Origin of the sequence: Vibrio natriegens NBRC 15636 = ATCC 14048 = DSM 759 (genome assembly GCF_035621455.1) — a bacterium.
Taxonomy (GTDB): Bacteria; Pseudomonadota; Gammaproteobacteria; order Enterobacterales; family Vibrionaceae; genus Vibrio; species Vibrio natriegens.
Map to the genome: position 1 here is coordinate 1 of NZ_CP141823.1, position 19,008 is coordinate 19,008.

Sequence of the window (19,008 nt, forward strand, 5' to 3'; positions counted from 1 at the left end):
GTTAGACACCATCTCTCTCAACGACCTTTGCCGTGAGAACGAGGCGTACTTTAACGGAATAATTTATCTGGTCAACAATAAATTTTATCTTTTTGATTTAAGTGCTTAAAAAGCGATCCGACCGGTATAAACCGCGCGCAAACTGAAGATAATTCACTCATCACAGTTACCCCAATTCCTTCGCAACTTATTTTCAGTCAGCCACAATGTCTCATTGAGTCGATGTGATGCTGCCACTTCAAATATTGGATCTTCTTATAAACGCCGTTTGTGTTTGAAAACCGCCACAATTGATGATAGAGATACGCTTTACAAAAACATAACAATCATCTTACTTGGGTAACCCCCTTTCCCGCTGGCTAGGTATTTCTATGACAGAAAATCAACAACATATCCAAACTCCGTCGAGTACGCTGCACGAATTTACGCGTATGGATGTATGGAGTGGCTTTACACAACTATTACCCCTGTCCATATTCGTGGTCATATTCGGTCTCGCGTTCGGTGTAGCGGCAGTACAGACTGGCTTAGACGCATTTCCTACATTGTTAATGAGTGGCCTCGTGTTCGCGGGAGCTTCTCAATTTGCGACGTTAGAAATGTGGGGAGCCGAAGTCCCATTGATTCCAGTACTGATCACCGTCTTCGCGATCAACGCACGTCACCTGCTAATGGGGGCAACACTTTACCCGTGGTTACGTCAACTACCACCCGCTAAACGTTACGGTGTCATGTTGGTTGCATCAGACGCTAACTGGGCAATGGCGATGAATTCATTTTCCAAAAAAGAACCGGGTCTCGGCTTACTCGTAGGTGGTGGCTTGGCACTTTGGGGCTTTTGGATTGTCGGTACCTGGATGGGCATCTACTTCGGTGGCGCAATAAAAGATCCTGTAAGCCTTGGTTTGGATATGGTAATGGGATGCTTCTTACTGTCTATGGTTGTAGTTGGCCCTAAAAACTTACGTATATTCGCAATTTGGGGAGCCGCAGCTGGGTCTTCTTTACTGGCTTACTGGTACCTACCTGAAAATAGCCACGTGGTGGTTGGCGCTTTTGCAGGTGGCATACTTGGCGCTTGTTGGAAGGAGAAAAAAGCATGAGCATAGAAACAAGTTTTGGCGGTACGCTTCTTATTATTTTCGCCATGGGGCTAGTGACATTAGCGACGCGATGGGGTGGCGTATTTGTGATGTCATTCATTCCTATTAGCGAACGCGTGCAACGCTTTATCACTGCCATGTCCGGCTCCGTGTTAGTTGCTCTTTTAGCACCAATTGCCGTTGAAGGTGACATCGGGGCGCGCATGGCACTGCTTTCTACTACCGTAGTGATGTTCATCGTCAAAAAACCGCTACCTGCTATTGCAGCCGGAATAGTCGCAGCAGCAGCAGTGCGGGCAATTTAGCGGAACAAACCTAGTTGCTAAGCATTCCAAACAAAAAGCCCCTCCACGACAACGCGTGGAGGGGCTCTACTTTTTATAAGGACTCACTTAAACGAAATGAATTAAGCGCAGCAGTTACAGTTACGCTTATATTTATCCATTTTACCTATACCCGGATTGAAGGTATTAGTTGGGTCTAATTGATGGTAGAACGTCTGCAACGAGTTCTCCGCTTCATACAAATGCCCCACATTGTGCTCAGCTGGATATTTCGCACCACGGCTGTTTAGATGCTCTAGCATTAGCTTCTTCATCAGCTTAGTATCTGTGCCCTTTTTGAACACATAATCCTGATGGAACACATAACACATAAAGTGACCGTAGTAGAGCGACTGAACCAAGTTCTTGCTCACTTCTTCTGGCAAGGTTTCCAACCACTCTTCGTCATTACGGCGCAGCGCAATATCTAACGCAACAATATCTTCCACATCTTTACGATGAATGGTCTCATAACGAATCGCAGCTCCAGCCGCAGCAAAACGATGTAAGAACGCTTTTTTGCCTTCGTCTGGGGTACATTCATAGAAATCGCAATCGCTTTCAACCGCCCATACTTCTTGCAGATATTTTTGAGCCTCTGCAATACCGCCATCGCTCATTTTTAGTATCAAGTGATGTTCGTACTTGTCACGGTAATCCAGCATGCGTTCAGGTAGGTGTTGCGGAAACAGCTTACTCGCGTAATACAAAATGGAATCTGGCAGATATTTACTAACAAAAGGCACACGCTCTAAAAAGTTTTCTACTTTCGCTTTCAGCGCGAACATTTTAGGTAATCTGTCCGTACCCAATTTGTCGATGGAAAGAAATACATCCTTGCCGTACTTTTCTGCCATGTTGAAGATATCGCGGTGTAGATATTCCCCCATTTCTGGCAGGTTTTCGAACGTCGATAAAAAATCTTTTCTTAGCTTAGTTAATTTCGATGGATCATTCGTACCAAGATAAAAGACCTGCTCTTTGTCAGGCACTGGGTAGCTGTCGACACGAACCGCAAACACACCAAGCTTACCCGCACAACCACTGGCTTCGAACAACCGGCGTTCGTCTGCATTAAAACGAGATGGGATATCAGAGGTAACATCACGAACACGCTCATCGTACTCTTTATCCGAAGCCATACGATCATCGTGAATGATCTTGGCAGGATCGAAGTTACCTTCCTGCAAGTTTGTCAGGATTTCTTCCGGAGTTTCACCCAAGCCTTCAATGCCAAGGTGGTTAACGAGGTTCAGGTTACCCTGCTTATCCACCTGAGCATAAATCGCCAGTTCCGTGTATGCAGGTCCTCGCTTAACTAACGCGCCACCAGAGTTGTTGGCGATACCGCCCACCACTGTCGCTCCTAACGAAGAGGAACCAATAATAGAATGTGGCGCGCGGTTAACGGCTTTAAGCGATTTTTCTAGTGAGTGTAAGCTAGCACCCGGTAAACAAACCGCCTGCTTGCCACCATCGAGCAAATGAATTTTCTTAATTTTTGTAATATTGATAACGACAACATCGCGGTCGTAATCATTACCACTTGGAGCAGACCCTTCAGTCAGACCAGTCTTCGCCGCTTGCATGATGATGATGCAGTTCGCCTCGACACACTGTTTGATGATGTTCCACTGTTCTAATAATGTGTTAGGAAACACGACTGCAAGCGCTGTACCGCTACCAGAGCGAAAACCTGAACGGTAATACTTAGTTTTAACTTGATCGGTCAGGACGTTTTCTTCACCGACGATCGTTTTAAATTCTTCTATCAGCTGCTTTTGTTTCATATCCGTATCTCTAGTTATTTTGCTTCACTCACTCAAACTGGGTTGATTGAGTTTGGCTCACTATAAGCAGTCCATTTTCCTGCGTCTATCGATGTCATTCGAGCAATCTGAATCCAACGACAAACAATCACAATAATGTTTTTAATTATCATAATGTTAGGTATGGTTTATATAAAATTTAACGAAAGAAACAGATTGTTTCCCAAAAGAAACAATAACAAAACCAATCGTTAACATGTGTGCGCAGTATCAAGATATTAGGTTTGTGAATAATTTGGCTTAGCCACGTAACGTGCTAAATAGGAAGGAGATTTAAATGGTGTGAACGAAGCACAGACACACCATTCAACACATTGGTAATGTTGCGTTTATGTACCAAATAGAGAAATTAAAAGCGATGGCTCTGGCTTTGAAAGCAGGCGTATAAGTGGTCAATAAAGATTTTAACCTTTTCTGGCTGCTGCCTTGTATAAGGATACACAGCGTAAATACCGAGACACTTTGCCGTTTCCTCTTTGAACAATTGGGTTAATCGGCCTTGTTTTAAATCTTCATAAACCAAAACGCGGGGAACGTAGATTAAGCCTTGCCCTAAAAGTGCGACATTTCTTAGAACCGACGAGTTATTAATACATAGATTGCCATCTACCGTCACTTGATACACGTCTTCGCCATCTTTGAAAGCCCATTCGCGCGCGCCCGTTTCCTGGTAAGAATAAACGAGACAGTTGTGTTTTTCTAACTCAGTAGGCTGCTTTGGAATGCCATGTCTGGCAAGGTATTGAGGTGAGGCACACACTATCCAGTTTGCGTCGACAAGCTTTCTTGCAATCAGACTGGAGTCTGGCAATACGCCCGTTCTTATCGCCAAATCAAAGCGCTCATTCACGATGTCGACGAAACGATTATCAAGTTCCATATCGATCTTGATGTCAGGGTATTTGTTATTAAATTCAGCAATAACACCAGGCAGAATCAATTCGCCAGAAATAGTAGGAACGGTAATTTTGATGTTGCCGGATAAATCCTTACCTAACCCAACAATTGATTCTTCCGCAGTAGCAACAGCCTGATAGACGGATTTTGCGTGCTCAAAGAAATACTGACCCGCTTCACTCAGGGTTATGGTACGTGTCGTACGATAGAGCAATTGAACACCAAGATCCTGCTCGAGCTTCGCAATGCGTTTACTGACCACAGACTTGGTCAGCTCCATTTGCTTAGCCGCACCACTAAATGAGCCCTGCTCGACCAAATGATAAAAAATGATGTAATCGTCGGTGTTTCTCATGCTGCTTCATTAAATCCTTTAGAAGAGCGTATTGTAGGCGGATTATGTAACAGGTGCTGAAAGTAGAGTCACACTTATTCCAATCACACCACCTAAACGGCAGATACAAAAAAACCAGCTTTCGCTGGTTTAATGTTGATGCTTTTAGCATCGAGATATCGCTAATACCAATATTGATAAGTATGAAGCCATATCTGAATAATTTATGGAGGCGCCTCCCGGAGTCGAACCGAGGTCCACGGATTTGCAATCCGCTGCATAGCCACTCTGCCAAGGCGCCGTCACATTAACGCGTTAAGAGGTCCCCCCCGTTGCGTTGGTTGCTACTTTACGGATTCAGAAAAGATAGTCAAACATAAATCCACTATTTCCTGTTTGTTTGCTTCCTTTTAAGTCAGTTAGATCAAGACTCGAGCAATTTGCGTATTTATTAGCACTCTGGTTTGTTTCTGTGCCTTGCTAACTCTGCAAAAATAAAGCGGCTCAAGTGGCCGCTTTATCATGTTTGATTGTTTATCTAACCGTTACTTACACGTTTGAGTAATCGCCCAACGACATTTGGATGATAAGACCACACATGGTCAAACATCGACATTAACGCCGGATTACCGTATTTGGACAAACTGATCGCATGAAAACGGTTTTTCTTCGCTTTAAGCGCATTTACTTTTTCGAGTAGCTCATCCTGCTGCTTTGGTGCAATAAAATCCGAAATCACCACCATATCGGCGTTTTTGTACTTGTCACCACTCATCAGATCGATGGATTTGATCAAGGTCGGTTCCAAATCGGTGCCGCCATGGAAGCTATAGGTCAGGAAATCAGCCGCTTCGCGCAAGCCATCTTGTTTAGTCAGCTCGTAAGTAATGTGCTCGGTAGAGAATATGATGACGTAGCAGTCACGCTGCTCTGCTAACGCAATTTGCATCAGTGCGTACGCCATTGCCTTAGCACATTGTTCTGGAAAACCACTCATTGAGCCTGACGCGTCTACACAGACAATAAATGGACCTTTTTCGATATCCACCGCTTTGTTATCAGGTCTATGTGCTTTTACTTTTCGCAGCGTACGAGATTTACCCTGAGTTCGATAGTTCATCAAACGCTTGTCGACAAGGTGTTTATAGAACACAACTTCAAGCTCTGGATATGCCAAAAACATGGTTTCATTTGGGAGGAGTTTATTTAAATCGTCACTTTCGTGAATACCAACAATGTCGTCGGTCGCTTCGTCACTCTTTTCCTCAACCATTTGCAACTCTTCAGCCGGAGCGCGATTCAGATCAGGATCATTCACCTGCCCTGCCATACGACCAAGTTGTTCAGCGATCTCTTGTAACCCTTTATGCTTTTTCAAAAACTCCGCATGACGCTTCATTACCGTAAGGTCGGTCTTACTCAACTTGGCAGACGCCATATCCCATAATCGACCTACGCTTTCCGCATCACCAGACTCGGTCACTTTATCCATATTGCGCATGGTTTCCATACGCTGATAAAGATCGTTGAGCACTTTTTCTTTATTCGCTTCCAGTTCACTCACCTGAGCTTGTTTGATGGCATCCGCCAAGCTCTGGTACCACTGGTCACAAAAATAGTGTGGGAACATCGGGTTGTTGACCCCTTTGTTCTTCTCCATCATGCGACGCGCTTGCATGTAAAAGGCAGAGTGCCATTCGAGCTTTTTGATTACGTCTTCGATGCGGTCAAAAAACTCATCTTCACTCCAGTGAATCACTTCTTGATACAAAGCGAGTTCTTGCTGAAATCGCTCTGTTTCACATACCTTAGTAATACGCTTCTTAACATTGCCACGCCATTTTAACAGGTGACTTTTCACGGAGGATTTTACTCCTCGGTTTTCTGCCATCATCATGACTTGCGAGCGGGCCATAAGATCGTTCACTGCGCTGTCGATGATCCCCGAGTCTGCTATCATCAATGCCAAGTTGAATCCATCTGCACCTAACATGAAGCCTCCTTACGAGAAAAACTGTTGTAAGTTCTTAAAGCGCTGAACAATTTTCTCGCTTTCTCCCTGGATAGATTCAAGTCTTTGACTAACCTGTTGCAGACTCGATTCCATTAAACGCGGCAATTCTGGGTCGACAAAACTGTGTGGCAGCGCATCGTGAAAGTTGGCTTTAACTTTGCGCATGTGATGTTCTGCTTCACTTAACTGACTCACTGCTTTTTCACTCTGAGCGAGCCAATTTTGGTAGCGTTCCATATCTAAACCTTCTTGCGTCACTAGACCGACAAGAATGCCTCTATTGGCTATATCACGAATCACCAGGTTATTGGCTGCATCGACATCAAAACGCAAGCGGCACATATTGGTGTTTTGGTTAACATAACCGTACACATCACCGTGGCCGTCTTTAATCACACGGTCTAGTTCGTCTTTAGGAACATACACCCAGCGACTGTCACCTTTCTCAGATTCAGATACCGACATGTTGCTCTGCAAAATCACTAGTTTTACTAAGTTCACCGCCGCGCCGACTTTGTAACTTTTCGCTTTAGACGTATCAAAACGCATGGTTTCTTTACGCAGAATGCCCGTTGCGGCTTCTGATGTCAGAGTCATGCGGTAGGTATCTTCAAGCTCGTGTTGCACGTCTATAAGTGACTCTCGGCAATATTCGATTTCTTGTTCTGCATCTTGCTGATCGAAAGCGTGTTTCAATGCAAATTCCTGGACGACATTTCGAACGACATCACGAGATTCAGGGCTGTTCCACAAACAGTCTTGCAGAAGCAAAAGATCGAGCGGGTTTATCTCATCTCGGCCATTAAAGAACGCGCTCGCTTTAAGTAGCTTCACCGCTTTTTTCCAGCGTCGGTCAGAAACGTACATGTCCGTATTCGCGATATCACCAAACTCAGCTTCAACCTTACTTTCTAACATGGTCTTGAGCTGGAACAGCTTTTCGAAAGCATTATCTGTCAGCGACAATTTATCGAACTGTTGTTGCCATTGATGATACTCGTCGTCGGTAATCGCCAGGCCTTCTGGTATTTTTGCTTCCTGAGAAGTACCCACGGTTAGCATTGACTTAAAATTCTGTTTGTTCTGAATACGGTTAACAAACACACGTACCAGCATACGGTCATACAATGCGTCTAAGCCGCTGTCTTCGTCTGGTAGTTCATTCGATGCCGACACCAACAAACGCATTGGTACGCGTTCGATGTCACTGCCGTTTTTAAATGTTTTTTCGTTCACTACTGTCAGCAAAGTATTCAGGATTGCTGGACCAGCTTTCCAAATTTCATCTAAGAAAACGACTTGAGCCGTTGGAAGGTAGCCTTCAGTCAGACGAATATAACGGCCGTTATCTTTCAATTCTTGGATACTAAGCGGGCCAAACACCTCTTCTGGGGTCGAGAATCGAGTCATCAAGTATTCAAAATAGCTGCTGTTATCAAACGCCTGAATTAAGCGTTTAGCAATTAAGCTTTTCGCAATACCCGGAGGGCCGAGAAGAAAAACGCTTTCGCCAGCAAGGGCTGCCAGAAGACAAAGTTTGATGGTATGTTCACGTTCGTAAACGCCATCAGTCAACGCTTTCGCTAACTTATTGATACGCTCGGAAAGAAGTGCTTTATCGGCATTAGATGCAAAAGAGGGTTGTATCATGAGGGCTCCGGCTGCTGAACTGATGCGGTATATTTATTTTTATACATTTGTTATCACTTTGTTACAAGTGTAATTTATTTTACCTCCCCTTATAACAGATGCTTAGTTACCACATCGCCTAGCAATCAAAGTTTCCATTTATGAGATGCATATCACTGAAAATATGTACACTTTTGTAGTGTTAGAATGGCTTTCAGATACAGCACGCAATGATTTCTCGCTGACACAAGCTCAAGGAAATCACACAATAGAATTGTTTACTCTGTACAAGTTATTGGGTTGTAAACAGACTTTTTCTTTTGTTTGATGACGAATGTCGTTAATGTTCATACAAGCCTTAATAGTTTGGATTACCACTTCATGACTAAAACCATTCATAAATGGAAGCAAATCGCACTCGTAGAAGAAGACGTTGAACTACCCACTGGTCAGGTCATTTCACACACCACGATTCATCACCCTGGAGCGGCGGTTATCTTGCCTATAACAGAGAACAATGAAGTCGTACTTGTGAATCAGTTTCGTCCTTCTCTGAAAAAATGGTTGCTTGAACTGCCGGCAGGAACACGCGAAGGTGTTGAAGACCCCTTGTCATGTGCAAAGCGAGAACTGGAGGAAGAAACAGGGTTTAGCGCACAAAAATTTATTTCGCTCGGACAAGTTACGCCTTTAGCTGGCTTCTGTGATGAAATCCAATACTTATTTATCGCACAGGAGTTAACCGCGACTCATCGCTATGAATGTGATGAAGACGAAGTGATTGAAGTGGTGACGCTGTCACTAAAACAGCTAGAAGAAAAAATTATCGACGGCACGATTACCGATGCTAAAACTATCGCTTGCTTAAGCAAAGCTCGTCTTTGCGGGTATATTTAAACCAAGGAGATATTCATGGACTTTCGATCTGATACAGTAACTCAACCGACTCAAGCCATGCGCGAAGCCATGTTTACAGCACCAGTTGGGGATGACGTTTACGGTGATGATCCAACAGTGAATGAGCTGGAGCAATACGCTGCAGAACTAGCAGGCTTTGAAGCAGCCCTGTTTACTACATCAGGCACTCAAGCGAACCTGTTAGGTTTGATGGCTCACTGTGATCGCGGAGACGAGTACCTTTGCGGCCAACAAGCGCACAACTACAAATACGAAGCGGGTGGCGCGGCGGTTTTAGGCTCCATTCAACCTCAACCAATCGAGAATAATCCCGACGGCACTTTACCTTTTGATAAACTCGCAGCTGCAATCAAGCCCGATGACATGCACTTCGCTCGAACGCGTTTGCTGAGCCTTGAGAACACCATAAATGGTAAAGTTCTACCGCTTACCTATCTTGCAGAAGCTCGTGAATTTGTTAATCAGCACAACCTCAAGCTACACCTAGACGGTGCACGCGTGTTTAACGCTGCAGTGGCGCTCGATGTACCTGTTAAAGAAATTGCGCAGTATTTTGACTCAATGACCATTTGTCTTTCAAAAGGACTCTGCGCACCTGTTGGTTCTCTCCTTCTCGGCAGCAAAGAGTACATTGCAAAAGCACGACGCCTAAGAAAGATGGTTGGCGGCGGAATGCGCCAGGCAGGTATCTTAGCCGCTGCGGGTAAACTCGCGATTACCGAGCAAGTCCTCCAGTTAAAGCAAGATCATATTAATGCCAAAACGCTAGCTCAAGGATTGGCGGAACTTCCTAGGTTCTCAGTCAATCCTGATTTAGTCCAAACCAACATTGTGTTTGCTAAGTTAGATCCTCAAGTCGATATCGTGAGCATCGCTGAGAAACTAAAACAGCAAGACATCATTATTACGCCGGGGAATCCTATCCGATTTGTGACCCATAAAGACATTTCAGAACAAGATGTTGCCACGTTCTTATCTGCGTTGAAATCTATTCTCTGACTTGATTTTGATCATTGAGCTTCCCCTTAGGGGAAGCTTTAATCTACAGCGAGTATACGCACCATAAAGAGCTCGCTAATGTTAAAGTACCTGTTGTTTATTTCTGTTATTTTTGCTCCCGCCACTATGGCAAACCCTTCTGGTGACGCAGCCAAAGGTAAAATTAAGTCACCCAGTTGTGTCTATTGTCACGGTGCGACGGGAATCAGTGTCAATGAAACTTACCCTAACCTCACAGGCCAGGACGCTCAGTATCTATTTAACGCAATGAAGTCCTATCAAAACAGTGAGCGCCAAGGCCCCTTAGCAGAAATGATGGCAAGCCAATTAAAAATGCTCAATGATGAAGATCTGAAAGACGTGGCTGCGTTTTATGCGGAACAACTAACTCATTGATATTGATGTACTCTAAAATTACGGCGACATAAAGTTAACTTGCACAATTCTACTGGCACTTTCCCCTAGTACTCTTTACCCTATCGGTTATTAGAATCCAATTCAGTAAGCAAGCATCAATACAAATGCTTTTTGGAGTGATCACCTTAATGGCAACACAATTTTCCGATGACGTAATTCAAGGACACAAAGTAATACAAGCCCTAGATGTGGAAGATCTCCCATCCGGTGAACATAAGTTCTGGTTTCGTATTGCAACCAATGCACTTTCGCAATGGCAACACCTGCCTGTACTCGTGTTTAAAGGTCAGAAACCTGGTAAGAAATTAATGATTACCGCTGGTGTTCATGGTGACGAATACAACGGAGTATTGGCAGCACAAAAAACGGCCAGGGAACTGATTGGCGCTGACCTTGCTGGTACAGTAACCATCGTACCGGGGATCAACTTGAGCGGCATGTTGAATAAAAGCCGGGATTTTTGTTCTCCTGACCCGGATGCTGCACGCGCGAACCTAAACCGCTTCTTTCCAGGCAACGAGTTCGGTAATGAAGCGAACCGCTACTTGTACACGCTTTGGAATCAGTTATTAAAGCCAAATGCTGACTTAGCAATAGACTTACACACCCAAACCAGCGGCGCAGCCTACCCACTTTATGTCTTCGCCGATTTCCGCATTGAGGACTCGTTAAAAATGGCGCGCCATATTAATCCAGACATTATTTTGGATGATCCGGGCGAAAATGGTGTATTGGAAACGGCATGGAACAACGTGGGAGTACCAGCTGTCACGGTTGAAGTTGGGACAGGACGTTATACCGATCAAGCTCTGATCGATCGGACGGTAACCGGTATCTTCAATATTCTTAAACAGTTCGAATTGCTTTCTGGTGTTCCAACGCCGATTCAGTCTTGTGTGGAAGGCCGTGAAATAATAAACGTTCGAGCAGAACTGGGTGGTTTCGTTCTACCTCAAGTCAATATTTTGCAATCGGTGGAGCAAGGTCAACTGGTGGCAATCCAATATGATAGTTTTGGAGGCGAGATACAACGGTACACTGCTCCTGCTTCAGGCACCGTCATCAGCCATAATGTCGAATCGATTCGAGCGGCGGGATCACTCCTAGTTCGCCTGATTAAATAGCATTAAACAGTTCTATCATATCCCCCGATTAAGGGGGACTATTCTATCTATCGTCTGAGCTATTGAGTCTGATCAACCAGAATTAACTCGTCTACAGCAAAGCCTTTGTCTCTGGCTACTTGTTTGAATCTTTCAAAGGTTTCTGAATCCACTTGCGGCTGACGTGATAGCAACCAAAGATAGTCGCGATTGTAGCCAGATATAAACGCGTAATCATAATCTTCACCAAGCTCAAAGATGATATACGACGAATAGAATGGGCCAAAGAAAGAAACTTTTAAATGGCCAGTTGACGGCTCATCAACAAAATACGCTTTCCCTTCCGCTTGCTTCCAACTTTGTTCTTCTTGTGAATAGCCACGGTTTATTACCGTTACACCGCCGTCTTCGCGAAGTTCATATTCAGCGGTTACATTGGATAATCCGCGCTCAAAAGAATGGTCTAATCGCGCAATTTCAAACCATTTCCCCAAATAAGGTTTCAGTTCAAAATTCTGAATTGGATCAACACCTTCGGGCTTCGATGTACAACCAAACAAAACAGCGACAGACAGCAACAGAAGCGACTTTATCAATTTCATTACAAGTTCCCATATTAGTTAGTGACTGATTTTACTGAATATGGTCCAAAACGGATCATAAACCCTATTTGTTTATGGGGGGCATCACAATCATACCTATGTTTTTGGTAATTAAAGTACCATTCCTACAAATATTCCTACAAATTCAGTTATTTATTTTGCATTTTGACGTCTTGCCTATCGAAAGTTTGCACAACATAGACATTTCTCTTCATAGGAGCCTTTTATAATACGCCCCGATATAAATTGAGGTTATTGTTATGAAGTTTAAGACAATGTCAGCTTGTGCAGTTTTGGTATTGCTTGTTGGTTGCCAACAAAACAGTCCCGAAGAGACGACAGAAATAACAACCTCGGCAGACGTATGCAGTAGTCAGGGAAATATGCCAGGTGGGTGGAAAATGTTTAAGTCTACACCCGACGTTCAAAAGGCGATGGCTTTTGTACTGACAGAAATGGATTCAGCTTCATCGTTCAAACAAATTATCAATGTTCATGCACAAATCGTCAGCGGCGTGAATTACGCGATTGAATTTGAAATGGATGATGGTGTGGTTTGGAACACGATCGTTTATCGCAATTTGGATGGTGACTACTCTATTACACAATCACCACACGAAGGGAAATTCTGCGAACAGTGATTTCAAACCTTGAAAGCCCCTAATCTGGGGCTTTTTGGGCATATAGACCGCTACGTTTTAATTTTTAAGGGCGGCTGTAACAATCAGCTCTACTTTGAGTTCTGGGCTGGCAAGTTTTGCTTCGCCACATGCTCGGGCAGGCGCATAGCCGTCTTCAAACCACTGATCCCATACGCCATTCATTTCATCAAAGTCTTTCATATCGGCTAACCACACAATGGTCTGCAGTACGTGCTTGCGGTCACTTCCCGCTTCGATAAGCAGGCTTTCGACTCTTTTCAGCGCTTCTTCTGTTTGCTCCGCAACGCTCGTGCCACGAACGCCAACTTGGCCACAAAGGTAAACCGTATCATTGTGAATCACTACTTTGCTCATTCGCTGGTTAGTGTACTGTCTTTGGATCTCGCTCATTGTTCACTCCTTCACTCTTATACTTTTTCATAAATGATTTGTTTGCTGGCGTTAAGCTTGCGAGCTCACCCAGTTTTAACGGTTTTATTGGGTTACGAAGACGGTAATATCCTACTTGTTCCATCGATTGCCCGATTTTATCGCTAATGATATGTGCCACGGTCGAGCCGCAATATCTGCCTTGGCATGGTCCCATTCCACAACGGGTAAAGGTTTTAATTTGATTGATACCATTTGCGCCATCGACAGCATGCTTTCGAATTTGTCCAGCCGTGACTTCCTCACAGCGGCAGACAATAGTTTTATCAGATGGCACCAGTGCTTGTTTAGGCGGCGTATACAATGTGTCTAAAAACGGTCGCACGGTCAGTTCATGCTGGATTGATTTTTTAAGTGTTGCCGACTCACTGATCTGATGTTGGCTGTCTCCAATAGATAAAGCGCTGAGCACATTCACAGCAACCAGCTCTCCTTGAAGTTCTGCCACCAGCGCACCGCCAATTCCACCGCTATCTCCTGCAATGTACACACCTTGGCGAGAACTCATATTGTTTTCATCCAGCGCAGGCTTCCAGCAAACTTGCAGCTTGTCCCAGTAATGATCTAAGCCCATCGCTCTGGTTAATTGCACGTTAGGAATCACACCAATATGCGCTAGTACCGTTTCCGTCTCTAACGAGATTGATTTTCCACCACATTGAAAATTGAGGCGTTTCACACTGTCTGAACCCTCAGCCTCAATGTCAGTTACGCCCGTGTAACGCTTTATACCTGCTTTACGTAATTTGGCTAACAGACCAAGTCCTTTGATCAGGTATTTGCGCCCTTTCCAGGCATTTGAAGCATAACTGATGGCTTTTACATAGCTGTCCGATTGTTGGATATCGACAATCGCCTTAGGTGGTGCACCAGCGTCAATCATTTGCGCAGCTAACAGATAAAGCAGTGGTCCAGTTCCAACCATCACTGCCTGTTTAGGTACCAAACCTGATGTTTTCATCATGATCTGACAAGCACCCGCCGTCATCACTCCGGGCAATGTCCAGCCAGAAAACGGAAAAGAGCGTTCAATTGCACCTGTCGCAATAATGATCTGCTTAGCCACAGTCTTTTGTGCTTTTCCGTGTTGACTCCAATACACCGTATTGTCGTCATCAATACGCCACAATGTTGCCTGGGCTATATGTTTGATCGGTGCCTTATTAAAGGCTTTGACTAGCGCAGATCCACGAAGGTAATCAGGACCAAAAACATCGCCGTTAGGATGGCCATTTTCTCGTACCGCTCGATAGATTTGACCGCCTGGACGTGGCTGTTCATCAATAACGGTGACGCTGGCACCTGCCTCAGCACAGCGTACCGCGGCTTTCATTCCCGCTGGGCCAGCACCAATCACGCACACATCTACCACATTTTGTATTTCGACTTGCATGATTTCTCCTGTTAAGTTCTTTGGCGGCTAATCGTCATGCCGTCTTCAATCAAATTCATGCAGGCTTGAACATTCTGTTCACCGTTAACGACTACACGACATTCAAAACAGCTACCCATCATGCAGAACGGTGCGCGTGGTGAGCCTGATTGTGGCGTCTCGCGAGTGTGGTTCACATCAGCAGCTAAAAGTGCCACAGCTATCGTGTCTCCTTCGCAGGCAGTGTATTCTTTGCCTTCCCAATAAAATCGAACTATTCGAGGTCGTGTACCCGAGTTTGAAATCCGTTGAAACTTAGAATCTGTCTTCACTGAACAACTCCAAATTTGGTGCATCAGCCGTTTGCTCTAGCCAATGAGGTAGTAAATACGAATGGACCGCGGCCAACGTAATGCCACTGTGGCAACTAATCAGGTAGGCCCCTGAGTTGGTTTTAGATTGCTGGTAAATAGGCAAACCGTCAGGCGAGATAATCCGGATGGCTCCCCAGCTACGGACCAGTTTGGTTTTCGCCAAGAATGGATACACAGCAATAGCACGCTCTGCAATGGCAGCCGTCATTTCGAGTGTGTCACTGTCATCAAAGCCCGCGTTCTCTTTAGAGTCACCGATTTGAATGCCGCCCTCGTCGACCTGACGAATAATCCCTGAAGGTCGCTTCAAGGTGGGAGCAAGCTTCTCAGTGATCAGAACCTGACCTTTCTGTGGTGATATAGGCGCAATAAAACCGAGTTTAGGACCAAGTGTCGCAGTACCTAATCCTGCAGAAAGGATGACTTTATCGCCTATATACTGGGTACCATCTTCAAGCGTGACCTGAAATTTTCCGCGACTGTCTTTATTTACATCAGATACGTTAACACCCGTGATCAAATTCGCACCGAGATCCTGTATCGCTTTGGTGTATGCCTTGAGTAACTTTAACGGATTAACATGACCGTCTTCTGGGCCATAGATTGCCCCAATCACATCCGGACCGATATGCGGATCTTCTTTAAGTAGTTGATCTCTGTTCCAAACCTCATAAGGATGGTCGGTACCTAACGCTTTTCTTAAAGCTTCATATTGTTTTGCTTTGGCCGCCATCTCTTTCTCACAAAAATGAAAGTCGTATCCGCCCTGTTGCTTTAGGTTGAGGTCTTCACCCGTCGCTTTTTCTAGCTCATCTGCTAACCCTCTCCACAAGTTAACAGAACGGCGAGTCCACGCTGCATAGTGCGGTGCATCTAACCCTTTACTGGAAAGCCACACCAAGCCAAAGTTTCCACGTGATGCCCGATGTGCGCTGTCTCCACCGTCCAAAACGGTAACTTTATGGCCAGCTTTTAGTAGGCCGTAAGCCACTGCGCAGCCCACAACACCGCCACCGACAACAATGTATTCCGGTTTCATAACATTCTCTTCAGACTGATAGTTTGGGGGCGGTTTGCCCCCTTAAATTTGCGTTTCGCTTAGTTCAGCGCTTTGTCCAGGATTGGTTGGCTCCACTCAGAGCCCATATCATTAATGATTTGTGGCCAAACTGTCGCTCGTACTTTTTCAGCGGTTTTGCTTAGCTGTGCCGGTGTCATTTCAACAATGGTTGCACCCGCCTCAACAAGTCTTTGCTCATTCTCTTTCTGATCGATTTGAGCAGCATCCCAACGACGAGATTCAAATTTCTCGGACGCCGCTTTAAGTGCTTGCTGTTCGTCATCATCAAGGTCTGCAAGGCGCTCAGAATTAATCAATAAATACCAAAGTTCAAAATGCGTATTCAAAGGAATGTACGTTTTCGTCACATCACGGAATGACGCGTAGTAACCTTCAGCACCAGAACCAATTACACCGTCTACTACGCCCGTTTGCACTGCAGTAAACGCTTCAGAAAATGGAAGGGGTGAACCTATATAACCCACATTATCTGCCAGTAGTTGGAAGCTCTTAACTGGTGGTACACGCAGCTTGATCCCTTTCGCTGCATCTGGATCTCCCGCGTCTATCGCGTCACGGTTTAACGAGATGCCCCCGAAGTAAACTGGGTAAGCGGCAAGCAAGGTAATATCTTGTTGTTCAAACAACTCTTCCATGGCTACACGAACAGGAGAACCGGAACCATAAATGTTCTTCGCTTCTTCCCAGTTATTAGCTAGAAACGGCAACACGCCAAGTTGCATTCTTCTGTCTGTTGATGTGGCTGCTGGCTGCAACGCCATGTCGACAGCACCTACAGAGATACGTTCCTGAACTAACGTGTAATCTCCCAAAGCGTTTGCAGCGTATATTCTCAGTTTTACATCACCGTCGGTTGCCGTTTCTAAATCGCTGCTTAGCTGCTTGATATCGTTATCGACAACCGTACCTTGTGGACGAACGTGACTGATTTTTAGCGTTGTTGCCTGAGATGGTATCGCTGCTAATGAAGCAGCAACTAACGACGCAATCACAGTGCATTTTTTCAGTGCTTTTGATGGTGCAAACTTACTTGTTTTTGTCATGTTAATTTCCTTTTAATAACCAAACACATTAGGTAGGTACAGAGATAAATCAGACCAGAATGAAGTCAGTATCACGACTGGCAGATAACCTAGTAAAATCAATAGCATTGCAGGGCCGACAACCTCGGAAAACTTGACGTTACCGATACGAGCGCCTAGGTAAAGAATCGATGCGTACGGCGGAGTTACGCCCCCCATCGCGGTGTTCACGCCCATAATGGCCGCAAATTGAATCGGGCTGATGCCAATCGCCGTCATTAGAGGCAATAACAGTGGCGCGATAAGAATAATCGCGGTTAGATCGTTAACCACCATGCCGACTAAAAAGAGCAAAATATTGATGAATATAAGAAGCAGCGCTTTGTTGTCAGTGATGCCGAAGATAGCTTCTACCAGCTGCTGAGGGATATCTTCAACAACAAACATCTGGCTTAGGATCAGGCTGAATAAAATCATAAACATGATTGAACCCACTGCCGTCGCCGATTCTTTTCCAGATTCAAGCAGCGTTTTCCAACTCAACCCTTTGTAGATCATAAAACCAACGGGTACGGCATAAATAACCGCTACGGCTGCTGCCTCAGTCGGCGTCATAATACCGCCGTAAATGCCGCCTAAAATAATCACTGGCATCAACAGTGCAGGAATCGCATTAAAGGTTTTGCTTGAGGCCTGCTTAAAGATCTCTGACACGGTTGGTTTGTCGTCCAGAACCAACGGGAACTTACGTGCCATAAAAAGGTTAATCACAGCAAAATTAAACGTCACCAGTAAGCCAGGGCCTAACGTTGCCAAGAAACACGCCAGGATAGATGTATCCGTCACCCAACCGTAAACAATCATTGTTACGCTAGGTGGGATCAAAAGTCCCAAGATAGATGAATTTGCAATCAGTGCCGTGGCGTACGCTCTTGGGTAGCCACGCTTTTCCATTTCAGGAATCAGCAAAGGCCCAATTGCAGCCACACCAGTTAAACCGCTGCCCGAGATTGCGCCAATGATTGCGCAGCTTACGGAGGCCACAATGCCCAAACCACCTCGAATATGGCCAACAAATACGTTAACGAAGCCCAGCAAACTAGCAGCTATTCCGCTCCTACTCATAATCGTGCCAGCTAACACAAACAGTGGTATTGCAAGCAGAACCGGATTCATTAATTGTCCTGCTCCCCACATCATATTTCCCTTCATCGACATATCGCCGACAAAGCTCATCACCATTAATGCCCCGCCAAAACAAAACGGTAATGGCACGCCAAACGTTAGCAATACGACTAAAACCGACACTGCTAATAGAGCTACTTCAACCATAATTTAAACCTTACTCACAGTGTAGGATGGAGACTGTTTAAGTTGACGAATCAACTTAACGATGTGTATTGCTATAAAGAGAGTGATAAAGATCAGTCCGATGAAAACAGAGATCTCATGATAGAAAGTTGGTATATAAAGCGTTGGACTCTCTTTCCAGACTCGCCATGCGTACTTTGCATAATCCCACGCCCAATAGGTTAACCAAGCTGAAATGACAAAACTGATCGTTTCACTAATCAGGGCAAGGATGGTTTGTCCGCGCTCCGTCTTTATGAATATCTCCAATACATTTGCACGGATTTGCGTATCTTCCCTAGAAGCATTCACCGCACCAAGCATATAGAGCCAAACAGTGGGGATAACCATTGACTCCTCCAGGCCCATGATAGGAACCTCAAAGACGTATCGCGTGACCACCTGTATAAATTGCATCAATGCAACAGATGCAATCAGGCAAGTCAGTAGATATCTAAATTTTTGCTCCACAGCACATTTCCCTTTTGTTGTATTTGTAAATGTATCGTTAATTTAATGGTGACAATCAATAAAAACAAATTTAAAATTT

The 19,008-nt window shown here is 44.8% G+C and carries 19 protein-coding genes and 1 tRNA gene; 7 read left to right on the top strand and 13 right to left on the bottom strand.

Features of this window, described 5'->3' with window-relative positions:
• The first annotated feature begins 371 nt into the window (after nucleotides 1-371).
• Both VER99_RS14575 and VER99_RS14580 read left to right on the top strand, forming a co-directional pair.
• The gene (locus VER99_RS14575) at nucleotides 372-1,103 is read left to right on the top strand and encodes an AzlC family ABC transporter permease (protein WP_020334825.1); all 732 of its coding nucleotides are present in this window, start codon (nucleotides 372-374) and stop codon (nucleotides 1,101-1,103) included.
• Entirely contained in the window at nucleotides 1,100-1,408 is a 309-nt protein-coding gene (locus VER99_RS14580; protein WP_014234163.1) for an AzlD family protein, read from the top strand. The genes VER99_RS14575 and VER99_RS14580 overlap by 4 nt, the downstream gene beginning before the upstream one ends.
• Before the next feature lie 101 nt (nucleotides 1,409-1,509).
• Here VER99_RS14580 and dld read toward each other — a convergent pair whose 3' ends face one another.
• From dld to VER99_RS14605, 5 genes are all read right to left on the bottom strand, one after another.
• Entirely contained in the window at nucleotides 1,510-3,216 is a 1,707-nt protein-coding gene (dld, locus tag VER99_RS14585) for a D-lactate dehydrogenase (RefSeq protein ID WP_020334824.1), read from the bottom strand.
• Between the two features lie 388 nt (nucleotides 3,217-3,604).
• Complete coding sequence (locus VER99_RS14590; RefSeq protein WP_020334823.1) at nucleotides 3,605-4,507, bottom strand: LysR family transcriptional regulator; 903 nt, start codon at nucleotides 4,505-4,507, stop codon at nucleotides 3,605-3,607.
• Between the two features lie 206 nt (nucleotides 4,508-4,713).
• Nucleotides 4,714-4,787, bottom strand: a tRNA-Cys gene (locus VER99_RS14595).
• Between the two features lie 237 nt (nucleotides 4,788-5,024).
• Nucleotides 5,025-6,479, bottom strand: coding sequence for an ATPase RavA stimulator ViaA (viaA, locus tag VER99_RS14600; protein ID WP_014234160.1), 1,455 nt, complete (start codon nucleotides 6,477-6,479; stop codon nucleotides 5,025-5,027).
• Between the two features lie 9 nt (nucleotides 6,480-6,488).
• Complete coding sequence (locus tag VER99_RS14605) at nucleotides 6,489-8,150, bottom strand: ATPase RavA domain-containing protein (protein WP_020334821.1); 1,662 nt, start codon at nucleotides 8,148-8,150, stop codon at nucleotides 6,489-6,491.
• Nucleotides 8,151-8,510: 360 nt separating this feature from the next.
• On the opposite strand from VER99_RS14605, the gene VER99_RS14610 reads away from it, so the two are divergent.
• From VER99_RS14610 to VER99_RS14625, 4 genes are all read left to right on the top strand, one after another.
• Complete coding sequence (locus VER99_RS14610; RefSeq protein ID WP_020334820.1) at nucleotides 8,511-9,026, top strand: NUDIX hydrolase; 516 nt, start codon at nucleotides 8,511-8,513, stop codon at nucleotides 9,024-9,026.
• 15 nt (nucleotides 9,027-9,041) lie between these two features.
• Nucleotides 9,042-10,046: a low-specificity L-threonine aldolase gene (gene ltaE / locus VER99_RS14615; RefSeq protein ID WP_020334819.1), complete on the top strand. Its 1,005-nt coding sequence runs from the start codon at nucleotides 9,042-9,044 to the stop codon at nucleotides 10,044-10,046.
• 78 nt (nucleotides 10,047-10,124) lie between these two features.
• Nucleotides 10,125-10,442, top strand: coding sequence for a c-type cytochrome (locus VER99_RS14620; RefSeq protein ID WP_020334818.1), 318 nt, complete (start codon nucleotides 10,125-10,127; stop codon nucleotides 10,440-10,442).
• 149 nt (nucleotides 10,443-10,591) lie between these two features.
• Nucleotides 10,592-11,587: a succinylglutamate desuccinylase/aspartoacylase family protein gene (locus tag VER99_RS14625; protein WP_020334817.1), complete on the top strand. Its 996-nt coding sequence runs from the start codon at nucleotides 10,592-10,594 to the stop codon at nucleotides 11,585-11,587.
• A gap of 59 nt (nucleotides 11,588-11,646) precedes the next feature.
• Here VER99_RS14625 and VER99_RS14630 read toward each other — a convergent pair whose 3' ends face one another.
• Entirely contained in the window at nucleotides 11,647-12,168 is a 522-nt protein-coding gene (locus tag VER99_RS14630; RefSeq protein WP_020334816.1) for a lipocalin family protein, read from the bottom strand.
• Nucleotides 12,169-12,428: 260 nt separating this feature from the next.
• Between VER99_RS14630 and VER99_RS14635 the strand changes: the two genes are divergently transcribed.
• Nucleotides 12,429-12,809: a cystatin domain-containing protein gene (locus VER99_RS14635; RefSeq protein WP_024372929.1), complete on the top strand. Its 381-nt coding sequence runs from the start codon at nucleotides 12,429-12,431 to the stop codon at nucleotides 12,807-12,809.
• A 57-nt stretch (nucleotides 12,810-12,866) separates the two neighbouring features.
• On the opposite strand, the gene VER99_RS14640 is transcribed toward VER99_RS14635, so the two are convergent.
• The 7 genes from VER99_RS14640 to VER99_RS14670 are packed head-to-tail and all read right to left on the bottom strand — an operon-like array spanning nucleotide 12,867 to nucleotide 18,929.
• A complete protein-coding gene (locus VER99_RS14640) occupies nucleotides 12,867-13,220 on the bottom strand; it encodes a RidA family protein (RefSeq protein ID WP_020334814.1) in 354 nt (117 codons plus the stop codon).
• Nucleotides 13,192-14,652, bottom strand: coding sequence for an FAD/NAD(P)-dependent oxidoreductase (locus VER99_RS14645; RefSeq protein ID WP_020334813.1), 1,461 nt, complete (start codon nucleotides 14,650-14,652; stop codon nucleotides 13,192-13,194). The genes VER99_RS14640 and VER99_RS14645 overlap by 29 nt, the downstream gene beginning before the upstream one ends.
• An 11-nt stretch (nucleotides 14,653-14,663) precedes the next feature.
• Nucleotides 14,664-14,987: a (2Fe-2S)-binding protein gene (locus tag VER99_RS14650; RefSeq protein ID WP_065286550.1), complete on the bottom strand. Its 324-nt coding sequence runs from the start codon at nucleotides 14,985-14,987 to the stop codon at nucleotides 14,664-14,666.
• Nucleotides 14,947-16,044 carry an NAD(P)/FAD-dependent oxidoreductase gene (locus tag VER99_RS14655; protein ID WP_020334812.1) on the bottom strand — a complete coding sequence of 366 codons (1,098 nt, stop codon included), beginning with the start codon at nucleotides 16,042-16,044 and terminating at the stop codon, nucleotides 14,947-14,949. The genes VER99_RS14650 and VER99_RS14655 overlap by 41 nt, the downstream gene beginning before the upstream one ends.
• Nucleotides 16,045-16,103: 59 nt before the next feature.
• Nucleotides 16,104-17,129, bottom strand: a complete 1,026-nt coding sequence (gene dctP / locus VER99_RS14660; protein WP_020334811.1) for a TRAP transporter substrate-binding protein DctP — start codon at nucleotides 17,127-17,129, stop codon at nucleotides 16,104-16,106.
• Nucleotides 17,130-17,141: 12 nt separating this feature from the next.
• Nucleotides 17,142-18,440, bottom strand: coding sequence for a TRAP transporter large permease (locus VER99_RS14665; RefSeq protein ID WP_014234147.1), 1,299 nt, complete (start codon nucleotides 18,438-18,440; stop codon nucleotides 17,142-17,144).
• 3 nt (nucleotides 18,441-18,443) lie between these two features.
• Entirely contained in the window at nucleotides 18,444-18,929 is a 486-nt protein-coding gene (locus VER99_RS14670; protein ID WP_020334809.1) for a TRAP transporter small permease, read from the bottom strand.
• Between the last annotated feature and the right edge of the window lie 79 nt (nucleotides 18,930-19,008).